Genomic DNA, 10,770 nt, shown 5'->3' on the forward strand with positions numbered 1-10,770 from the left:
GCTATGATCAACCTTGATCATCTGTTACAGGCAGGAGTGACCGCACAGCAGACCATACAACTGTTCGATCTGTTCTTTGGGTATGAGACCAACTCCATCGAGGAAGCATATCTCCATAATGACCCGCCTAAGAAAGGGTATCTACAAGCAGGGTGGTACGGCATTGATGCAAACAAGGGAGATTTGGGTTGCATCAATGAGTTGTTTGTGAAGGATGAAAGCCTTGCCTATCTGTATGGGCGATATACCACCATGGTGGAAACAGCACGTATGTACAAGAAGGACAAGGATGTGCGCAAACGCTTGGAATCCTTGATCCAGAAAATCTCTTGTGGGAGTATGTATCTCTGTGATGCCAATGCACCAATGCTGCGTTCATCGGTCAGAAAATTATTCTGGCGGTACATCAGTGAAGCGGATAGTGTGCTCACTGCACTCAAGGACTACAGCTATCCTGTGAACAATGACTTTGACCACGATGCCTTGAGTGAATATCTGTTCTTTGGCAAGTACTTGAGTTGTGTGGTTGATCCGAAAGGAGGATCCCTTTCAGAACTTACCTATTTGCCTTCTTTGTATAATTATGGGGATACCTTCAGTCCACTTTCACAGTTTGGTAGTTCCAGTGGCAATCATCACCAGCTTCCTCCCGGTCAAAAACAGCGATTGTTCAGTGATGTTTTTCTGAGAGAAAACTTTGTCATGGACGAATATACCAAGTTGGATGAAAAGAATTGCTTGGCTATGGGAAGCCAGGTCTATAATCTTGAGGGAGTAGACCGTAGGAATACCGAGTATCTGGCTACCTGCACGACTGGTGACAGTCCAATCATCGGTGGAAGCTTGCAAATAGCAAAACATTTCAAGCTAAGACAGAATACCATTTTGGTAGATATAACGCTCACCAACATCGGGGAGGAACCAATAAGCTGTATCTATGGCTGTGAGATCCCTCTCTCGATTGACTCACATGGTCTTCCCATTTCCTTTATCCAGTTGGAAAACAAGAAAAATCTGACATGGCAAGAGAAAGAAGTGGTTCTTGAGCAAGTCAAATCGCTGAGAATCTATGATGAACCCAATAGCACTTCCCTGACCTTGGTAGGCGATACCCGCTTTACCTTGCTCAAGGAAGATTATACTATTGAAAGCGAAACAGTCCTTGGGAATGAATCGCTCTACCAGCACACCCTGTTCATGGCCTCATGGCCGATTGTATTGGCTAGTGGTGGAGAAAAGAATATTACCTTGGGTCTACGTGTTGAACGAAAATAGGAGTACACAGATGTTTTTCCAGAATAAATCACAGTTTGAATCAGTAAAAGAAGAAGCCTACACCGTATGGAGGCGTCTTTGACCCGCAAGGGATGGAAAAGAAGATAGCAGAACTCGAGGCAAAAACACTTGAACCGGGATTCTGGGATGATCCAAACAATGCACAGGCTCTGTTCACAGAACTCAACAGTTCGAAGGATACCTACAATACCTGGAAAGAGTTGATCGATAAAATGGATGAAATGAGCGAGCTCATGGAAATCTATGCAGATGAACCGGATAATGCCGAAGAAGAAGCTGAGATCAACGAGCAAATTGAGACCATGCTTGCCACCTACCAAAAACTACGGGTCAAGACCTTGCTTGATGGTAAGTTCGACAAAAATGACTGCTTTCTCACCATTCATGCAGGAGCAGGTGGAACTGAAGCCAGTGACTGGGCCAATATGTTGATGCGCATGTACCTCCGGTATTGCGAGCGTAGCGGTTTTAAAAGCCAGATACTTGATCTCCAGGAGGATGAGGGTGGTATCAAGAGTGCGACCATCAAGGTTTCCGGACCATATACCTTTGGGTATCTGAAAGGAGAGGCTGGTGTCCACCGTTTGGTACGTATCAGTCCTTTTGATTCCCAGAAGCGCCGGCATACATCGTTTACCAGTGTCTATGCATCCCCGGTGATCGATGACACCATCGAGATTGACCTGAAGCCTGAGGATTATCGTCTTGATACCTATCGGGCCGGTGGGGCTGGTGGTCAGCATGTCAACAAGACCGACAGTGCTGTAAGAATAACCCACTATGCCACAGGAATTGTCGTACAGTGTCAGAATGAGCGAAGCCAGGTGATGAACAAAGATGTCGCTTTCAAGATGCTCAAGAGTCGTCTATACGAGTATTACCGTGAAGAAAAAGAGAAAGAACACCAAAAGGATGCCATAGAGAAGAAAGAAATTACCTGGGGAAGCCAGATTCGTTCCTATGTGTTCCAGCCTTATACCATGGTCAAGGACCATCGCACAGGGGCGACCATTGGCAATATCCAGGCAGTCATGGATGGGGAAATCGAACCCCTCATCGAAAGTTATTTGCAATGGGGGCAGAAGGAGGAGTAGGGCATGGGCAAAAACATGGCCCTTCGTACAGTATGTATTGTGCTGTTTCTTCTCTGCGCCTCAACGCTTGCTGCTCAAGAGGGTACGATGTCTTTTTCTGTCGGCATTGTTCCTCTTGATGCCAGGCTCGATACACTCACTGAGATGGTTGAAAATGTAGCAAAACGCTATGGAAGCCAGATCTTTCTTGATGAAGATGAGAAAACGCTTCTCTTGGATCAATGGGAAAAAGAAGCTCAGGCACAAAGGAATAGTGAGCTTGGTAAAGTCTATGCTTCCCATGACCAAGAGAAATTACAACAGGTATTGGATGCAGAACAACCAGCACCACCTCTTGAATTTGATTCCCTCCCGGTAACATACCACCTTGCACAATTTGATCAGGATCTTGCAAACGCATTAGAGGCAAGCGATGATGCCCTTGCCTGGTTCTGTTCCAAAAACACGTATGATGCATTGTTGTTGCTTGCCTCAGAAGAGCTCGCAGGATTTCAGCGTATACGGATTCAGTATTATCATCCTAAGTTGACAGAGAAGAAAACACTCTCTGACACATTGGTACAGAACTCCTACTTCCAACCATTGGAAGAGCCATTGGAGAAAGCTATATTCGCCCTTGCAAGCAAAGGAAATCTCGGGATTGTTACCCTCAACGATATCCCTCCCGGGCTAGCCGTCTCCATTGATGGGAAGCCAACAGAGCTCCTCGATACTACGCTTATCCTACCGCCAGGACCTCATATACTTGGTTTGAATGCTCCTGGCTACCAGCCGGTGGAGATGGAGATCGTGAGTAAGGCTGATGTCATTCAGCCTTTTCAGTTCTCGTTTGAGGAAGTAACGTTTCCTTCCCTGGTAGTGCATAGTGAAACAGCCAAGGTAAACTGGTTCCTCGATGGAAAACCATTGACAGAGCAACTTTCCATCTCCCTTTCTGATCCCACATATCCAATGGTACTTACCCTGAGTGGGGAAGGCTTTGCCCAGAGGGTCGTTCATCTTGACAGCCCCCCTTACCAGGAGTTGACAGTTACGCTGAATGCAAAGGAACTTGCTTATCCTTCCCTGCGCGATGATGCACAGAAGGACTTCTATAAACGGCTGAGAAATACTATTCTGTGGTTCGGAACCTATATCGGGTGTACCGTCTTGAGCCAAATGTATGCGACTGACAATCCTCTTTGGCAAGTAGGCTTGGTTGGAACCAGTTCGTTGGCACTGGTAAGCTCGATTGCAATGGCTGCGGATTTTCTCTCCTATGAATCCATGGCTGATGCAGGTATCTGAATATGATGAGGAGCATTGTATGTTGAAAGGTTTTGGGGCAAAGCTGAAAGCCCTGTTTGGAATCAATACGTTTGATGAGTCGTACTTTGAGCAGCTTGAAGATTTTCTTATTGAGGGTGATTTGGGAGCCAAACTGGCTTTTACCATCAGCGATGAGGTAAGGAAACGGGCGAAAAGCGAAAAATCGAAAACTACCCAAGATTTGCAGTTGTTGGTGAAGAATCACCTGCATGAAAAGATCGAAGCTTTCCAACCTGCCCTCGAACCAGGGAAACTTACGGTTTTCCTTGTGTTGGGAGTCAATGGGGTTGGCAAAACCACCACCATTGCAAAACTTGCAAACATGTACAAGAAGCAGGGAAAACAGGTTTTGCTTGCTGCAGCTGACACATTCCGTGCTGCTGCCATAGATCAGCTTGAAGTACATGCTCAGAGGCTTGGTTGCAGGATAGTTAAGCAGAAAAGCGGCAGTGACCCAGGCTCGGTTGTCTTTGATGCGATTACCTCTGCCCAGGCAAGAGGTGAGGACCTGGTCTTGGTTGATACAGCCGGGAGAATGCACAACAAGGAAAATTTGCTAAGGGAACTCTCAAAGATTGACAAGATTGTAAAGGGAAGGGGCATTGATGATGTCCACTACAAGAAATTCCTCGTTATTGACAGCACTACCGGTCAAAACGGGATCAGCCAGGCTGAACTCTTCAACCAGGCAGTAAAGCTCGATGGTCTGATCCTCTCCAAATATGACAGTCTGGCAAAAGGTGGAGCCTTGGTTCAGATCGGTGAAAAGTTTGGTATTCCTGTTTCATTCGTGGGTACCGGTGAGACATACCAGGATATCAAAGCCTTTGACAAGGAAGACTTCCTTAACACACTGGTAGGTCTCACAGATTAAGATGAAACACCTCATCTCCAGCGCAACCATGTTTCTCTGTTTCTCGGTGCTGTTTGCTTCAACATTGGTGCAATCAAACAGCATCGCACAGGAGCGTGGTTCGTTTTCGGGAGAATCCCCTTACCACCTTTCCCTCACAGATGAGAACAGGGAACTCTGGGGACCTGGTGGCATGATCTGGAAAGAGACCATTTCCAATGATGATGGTAATAGAATTGTGTCCAGGTCCTCTTCTGATGGAAAGGTTCTTGTTTCCCGTGTTTTCAGGGATGGCTTGTTGCGCGAAGAGCAAATCGGGTCCAACTCACATGCATACTACTATGGAGAGGATGGAAAGCTTGAGAGAGTTACCTCCTATCAGGATGGCTCCTTTCAGGAGGCACAGCTTTTCACCTACTCGGCATCGAATGGAGGTTTGCTTGCAGTTGTGACTGTGAAGGGAGAAGCTAGCTCAATACGTTATTTCAATCAGGAAGGTAAGCAACACTCCTTTACCTATGCAGATACCCAGGGAGGACAGACGTTCCTTACCATTCAGGGAAGTACCGTTGTAAAACCTTTTTCATCAGAATCAGAGGATACACAACTGGATGTGGTTGTCGAAGAGACAGGTTCATTCACGGTTGAACGTACACTACCGGACGGTAGTGTGGTGCAAGAGCGCTATGATGAACAGGGTTTATTGGTTCTGAAGAAAAATCCTTCCAGTGAGACTGAATACCGGTATAATGAAGAGAACGAACTGGTCAGTGAACACACTATCAGAAATGATGGAAGTGAAGTGGTGAGCAGCTATGAGAAGGGAGAAATAGCGATGGTTGAAGAGAAGGAAGCAGGTCGCACCACCAGCATCTTGCATTTCCTTGATGATGGGAAGCGGGTCCAGACGCTCTATAGTGAAGGACGTCCGTATTGTGATATCACCTATGCTCCAGGTGGAAAGAGAATTCTTTCCATCTCATACCGGTAATCATGCGTTTGTTGTTGCGCCTTGCCACCCGCTATGCCTTCTCCAGGCAGAATCGGCATCGCGGGACAAGTGTGCGTATTTCCCTCGGTCTGGCTCTCTGTCTCTTTGCCATCGTAGCAGTGCTTTCATTTATGCAAGCCCTACAGCGGAACCAGTTCGAGGATATCAGGACCTTTGAGTCATTCGATCTTCAGATAGACCTGGAGAGCAATGATTACATTGCAGCCGATGAGGCTGCAACCCTGATCGAGGAATTGGGCTCTGTCCAGCATGCCTTTGTGTATGTAGATATTCCTGTCATTGCCCAGGGAACTGATGGGTCGACCATTGCTGGTCGCCTTAGGGGTATTGATGGGGAGGGAAGATTTCTTTCCAATCTAAACAGCTATCGTGGATTCCTGTTTCAGGAAGGGCAGATTGCGGTTTCCTACTCAAATACACGTTCCATCGATATGGGTGAAACCCTTACCCTTACATTCCTGAAAAAAGGCAAGCAAGCAACAGTGGTTCCTTCCAGAAAGGAACTTGAGGTGGGAGCCGTCTACTATACAACCAGCTATGATTTTGATCACTCCACCTTCCTCTGTGATGTAGAGACCCTACTTGCCCTGCAAGGTGATGTTCCTTTGAAGATTGGGGTATTCACCACCCACGACGTCAAGGAAGTGAAAGCTGAAATCATGCAATTGGGCTTTACCAATACAAGCACCTGGATGGAGATAAATGCTTCCCTGTATGGTGCAATGGAACTTGAACAGAAGATGATGGCACTTATGCTCTTTCTGATGGTGTTGGTCATACTGGTACATATCAGGAACAGTTCCAGAAGATTGTTGCTCGCAAAGCAAACTGAGATAGCCATGCTCCGTACCATCGGGCTTACCAAGGCAAAGGTACAAGCCCTGTTTGTGTTGCAGGCGGTGGTAGTGGCAGTCATTGGAAGCTTGGTGGGCGTTGTTCTCTCTTATGCAGGTATTGCCATCTACCCAACCCTTTCTTCCTATGTCTACAGGTCGATGGGTGTTCATCTGGAACTTGAGATCAGGAGTTTGGAACTTCTGGTGTTGTTTATTGTCATTGTTGTCTTCAGCCTCATTGCGTCCTTCCATGGGACCCATAAGATCCTGAAGGCAGATATCATGGAGATGTTTACGCATGATGAAGTCAACTGAGGTACTTACCCTAGAACAAGTCTCAAAGAGTTTTCCCGCAACCCTTAGGGGAGGAGAGCCCATCCAGATATTGGAAGGGGTATCTCTCACCTTGAATCGTGCAACAAGTATTGCGATCACCGGGAGAAGTGGGAGTGGGAAGTCGACCCTGTTGCAGGTCAGTGCAGGGTTGCTCTCAGCAGACAGTGGAAGTATCCGGTTTGAAGGTAAGGAGATTCCCTGCCTCGATGATGAACACCTCAGTCGGCTGAGGAGCCGTTCTATGGGCTTCATCTTTCAGAGCAGTCTGCTTCTGGATGATTTTACAGCCCTTGAGAATGTGCAGATCTCGGCCATGATTGCGGGGTACAGTGAGAGAGATGCCTCACGTAAGGCCTTGGCAATGCTTGAACTGGTTGGTATGCAGGACAGACTTGGACATACCAGCGACCAACTTTCCGGAGGGGAGCGCCAACGAGTCGCCATTGCAAGGGCTCTGGTGAATGAACCTTCCCTGATTTTTGCCGATGAACCAACAGGTTCATTGGATGAGAGAAATGCTGCACTGGTTGAAGATCTTCTCTTTTCATTGGTCGCTGAGAGGGAAGTAGCCCTGATGTTGATCACACACAATCTTGCCTTTGCAAGTCGGTGCAATACCGTTTATCGACTCCATAACAGGAATGTGGAGGTGCGCTCTTGAAGCAAGGACTTCTACGTCTTCTGGTACTGAGAAAGCTCGGGTACAAAGGAAGCAGAGCAGCAAGAAAACGAATACTCTTTAATCTCGTTTTGATCACACTGGTAGTTGGAGCATTGGTCTTTGCACAGATCTTTGTGGTATCCATGAGTAAGGGGATTGCTGATAAATACGCACTATTGGGTAATGGCCATCTGCAAGTGCATGAGGATTCCACACGTGATTTGCCCGAGAAGGACGGTGTGCTGGATGTACAGTTGGTTTCTCAAAGCTATGCCCTGATCTATAGCCCAGAAGGAAACAAGATGGTCAGACTCAAGGGTGTTGAGGACGGATATTTCAACGAACTGAGAACCTCACAGATTACCTTGATGGATGGAATTCCCAAGGAGAGTACCACGCTGGAACAGGTACTGCTCAGCACCACCTTGGCTGATGAGCTCCAGGTGGGAATTGGCGACCGGGTTGCCTTGATGTTGGTAGGTGACGATGGGATCCGTCCACAATTCTGTGTAGTGGGCAATCTCTATGATTCAGGATATCGGGAACTTGATGCTAATCTTGCCTTTTGTGACTATAACCTGATCCATCGTCTGTTCAAGGGCAGTGAGGAGACCTACCATGAATTGTTGGTAACCCAGGAGAGGATTGAACCCTTGAAGCAGGAATATCAGGATGATGGTTTTATGGTAACTTCGTGGGATGAGGAGAATTTCACCATTGCTACAAACCTTAATACAAGCAGGCAGGCTGTGTTGGGTGTTATGGTGGCTGTTGCAATGCTCTGTGGCTATTTCATCAGCGAACTAAGCAGGGAACTTGTTGAGGATGACAAACATCAGATCGCTATGCTTACCTTGCTTGGAGCACGCCACAGCTTGATCCGCAGTGTCTATTTCTACACGGTCATGATGGTGACGATTCTCTCCATGATAGGGGGAACCTTGCTGGGTATTGTGATGTCAAGCAATCTTTCCCCATTGCTTAGTGCGGTCGCCGACCGTTCAATCCCCTCGCTTTCCTACTATCTTTTGGATTTTAGTGTGGTCTATCCTCTGGGAGATATCCTCGTCATTGTACTGGTTCTGCTTCTGGTAAGTGTGGTATCAGTACAGTTTAGTTTACGACGGGTAAAACGAATTGAACCTTTAAGCTGTACACACTTTGATTAACCGGTGTTTTTCAGTATACTTGCTCTATGAATTTTGAAGTGTTTGTACTCGGGACCAGCGGCATGATGCCCCTTCCCAATAGGTTTCTTACCAGTGCCATGGTTCGTCGTGACGGCGAACTCTTTCTCTTCGATTGTGGGGAAGGTACGCAGGTCTCCCTGAAAATGCTGAATTTGAAGTGGAAAAAGATTCATTCCATTTTCATAAGCCATATGCATGCAGACCACGTGACCGGACTCCCGGGGATACTTATGCTTTCCAGTCAGGTTGACCGCGATGAGCCACTGACGCTTTATGGCCCCCCCAAACTCAAGGAGTATGTGGATGCCAATCGAAGAATCCTTGATATGTATATCAACTATGAGATCATAGTAAAGACGGTTGAACCAGGTATTATCCTGGAGACTGATGACTTTATCGTACGTGCTTTCAGGCTCAATCATACCAAACCCTGTCTGGGATATGTCATGCAGGAGAAAGACCGTCCAGGGGAGTTCCATCCAGAGAAAGCACAGGAACTGGGAATACCGGTAGGCCCGCTCTGGGGAAAATTGCAAAGAGGGGAGACTGTCACCCTGAGTGATGGTAGAGTAATCACCAGTACGGATGTGATGGGAGAGAAGCGTGGGGGTAGGAAATTCAGTTATGTCACTGACTCCCTGTATCTTCCTTCCATTGCCAAGGAAGTAGAGCATAGTGATCTTCTGCTTTGTGAGGGGATGTTTACGTCCGATATGGAAGAGACAGCATATGAGAAAAAGCACATGACTGCCGGCCAAGCTGCCCAGATTGCAAAAGATGCAGAGGTGGCCAAGCTTGGTCTGCTCCATTACAGTCCACGATACGGGGACAGAGAACTACGATTCTTGCTTAAGGATGCCCGAAAAATCTTCCCTGATACAATACTGACCAAGGATAGGATGAGTTTTGAGATTCCTTTAAAGGATTAGTTATCTTCCCAGTTGCTGCTGCAGGCACTCTGTGCTTCATGCAGTAATTGTTCCTTGTCAACAATTCTTCCATTCCGTGATGCAAATCCCAGTTGCAATGAAGAACCTGAGAACTCTTTCTGGCAACTCTCGATGATAGAGAGGGTGAATGAGCGTGCCTCATCACCATTGTAGAAGGGGAGGACCATGGCAATTTTCCCGCCTTCAAGCGTGAAGCTGTAGGCAAGTTCCCCGCTAAGCATCATCAGTTTGTTTGCAATAAGGGAAGCAGGACCTTCGGTGACTTCAATCATGACCAGGGTAAGGTCATAATCCATCTCCTTGGAGTTGTTCAATTCCATTTCCAAGATCGTGTCAAAGTCTGTATTGTAGGTGATATTCTCAGCAACGGGCTCAGCAATCTTTTCCTCTGCCCCCACTGTTTCCTGTTCCGGTTCCGCCATTTCAAAGCGTTTGACCATTGCCTCCTCTTCCCTGGGTACCATTGGCTCTACGGAAGCAACTGCCTGAGGCTTCAGCTCCTCTTCTTCAATGGTATCCTGTATCTGGGAAGTGTTTTGCTGCACTCTCTGTTGGCTGAGCAATAACTCGTCACTGTGAAGGTGGCTGGGGTCATCACCGGGAAGGGTGTAGAATGGTTTGTCATACGCATTGGGAGGAAGTTTGTCAACTTGGTCTGCATACTCCTCATCTCTCCTTCGGGCGATCATAACACCAACCTCAATCATGACAAGGCCGAGAAGGATGGGAAACAACTTTACCAATATGTCATAAATTTGCTGTTGATTGACATCATAGAGTGGTAACAGATACCGTGAAGCAAGATAGAGGCCGGCCAAGAGAATAAATACGGTAAGGAACAGGCTCAGAAAAATCTGACGTCCATAGTGTTTGTTTTCAGACATTGCCACCTCCATGCAAACTTTACACCAGTATTAATGGTATAGTATCATACTTAGTATAGTGTATTGAAGGATGGCATGACAAGAAAAATTCCGCTACTATTCGCTTTCAGCCTAGTTTTTACCTTTTCCTTGCTCATGACAGTATTTGGCATCGGGGGAATTCTGCACAATCGTGCCTTGAAAACTGAAATATCGAGACTTTCCTATGAACAGACAGTGCTCTCAATACAGGTAGACTCACTGAAGCGGCAGAGAGATGAGGCGAGCAGTGAAGATGCCCTAAAGGATGCTGCCTTCAAGCTGTCTCTTATAAACATCGGAGGCTGTCGAAGAATTAGAGGGTTGGGAAT

General features: G+C 46.9%; 11 protein-coding genes. 10 read left to right on the forward strand and 1 reads right to left on the reverse strand.

The genetic code is table 11. The features are described 5' to 3' along the window. The 9 genes from JF818_RS09310 to JF818_RS09350 form a co-directional block, all read left to right on the forward strand. On the forward strand, nucleotides 1-1,275 hold a 1,275-nt coding region (locus JF818_RS09310; protein ID WP_198891740.1), incomplete at its 5' end, for an alpha-amylase/4-alpha-glucanotransferase domain-containing protein. A gap of 10 nt (nucleotides 1,276-1,285) precedes the next feature. Beyond that, nucleotides 1,286-2,390 (forward strand): peptide chain release factor 2 gene (gene prfB / locus JF818_RS09315; protein WP_233067100.1). Its coding sequence is split into 2 segments (ribosomal slippage): nucleotides 1,286-1,354 and nucleotides 1,356-2,390, totalling 1,104 coding nucleotides; the frame shifts between segments, so codons are not numbered across the junction. A gap of 3 nt (nucleotides 2,391-2,393) precedes the next feature. After that, a complete protein-coding gene (locus JF818_RS09320) occupies nucleotides 2,394-3,677 on the forward strand; it encodes a hypothetical protein (RefSeq protein WP_198891742.1) in 1,284 nt (427 codons plus the stop codon). A gap of 19 nt (nucleotides 3,678-3,696) precedes the next feature. After that, entirely contained in the window at nucleotides 3,697-4,572 is an 876-nt protein-coding gene (gene ftsY / locus JF818_RS09325; RefSeq protein ID WP_198891743.1) for a signal recognition particle-docking protein FtsY, read from the forward strand. Nucleotide 4,573: 1 nt separating this feature from the next. Next, nucleotides 4,574-5,542, forward strand: coding sequence for a hypothetical protein (locus JF818_RS09330; RefSeq protein ID WP_198891744.1), 969 nt, complete (start codon nucleotides 4,574-4,576; stop codon nucleotides 5,540-5,542). A 2-nt stretch (nucleotides 5,543-5,544) separates the two neighbouring features. Next, complete coding sequence (locus JF818_RS09335) at nucleotides 5,545-6,714, forward strand: ABC transporter permease (protein ID WP_198891745.1); 1,170 nt, start codon at nucleotides 5,545-5,547, stop codon at nucleotides 6,712-6,714. Further along, a complete protein-coding gene (locus JF818_RS09340; RefSeq protein WP_198891746.1) occupies nucleotides 6,698-7,396 on the forward strand; it encodes an ABC transporter ATP-binding protein in 699 nt (232 codons plus the stop codon). Before JF818_RS09335 ends, JF818_RS09340 begins: the two co-directional genes overlap by 17 nt. Continuing rightward, the gene (locus tag JF818_RS09345; RefSeq protein WP_198891747.1) at nucleotides 7,393-8,565 is read left to right on the forward strand and encodes an ABC transporter permease; all 1,173 of its coding nucleotides are present in this window, start codon (nucleotides 7,393-7,395) and stop codon (nucleotides 8,563-8,565) included. Before JF818_RS09340 ends, JF818_RS09345 begins: the two co-directional genes overlap by 4 nt. Before the next feature lie 26 nt (nucleotides 8,566-8,591). Further along, nucleotides 8,592-9,515, forward strand: coding sequence for a ribonuclease Z (locus JF818_RS09350; protein WP_198891748.1), 924 nt, complete (start codon nucleotides 8,592-8,594; stop codon nucleotides 9,513-9,515). Here JF818_RS09350 and JF818_RS09355 read toward each other — a convergent pair. Then, nucleotides 9,512-10,420, reverse strand: coding sequence for a hypothetical protein (locus JF818_RS09355; protein ID WP_198891749.1), 909 nt, complete (start codon nucleotides 10,418-10,420; stop codon nucleotides 9,512-9,514). The genes JF818_RS09350 and JF818_RS09355 overlap by 4 nt on opposite strands. A 75-nt stretch (nucleotides 10,421-10,495) precedes the next feature. On the opposite strand from JF818_RS09355, the gene JF818_RS09360 reads away from it, so the two are divergent. After that, nucleotides 10,496-10,770 (forward strand): hypothetical protein (locus JF818_RS09360; protein WP_198891750.1); only part of this gene is annotated, 275 nt, incomplete at its 3' end.

The organism is Sphaerochaeta sp. S2, from assembly GCF_016406725.1.
Classification (GTDB): Bacteria; Spirochaetota; Spirochaetia; order Sphaerochaetales; family Sphaerochaetaceae; genus Sphaerochaeta.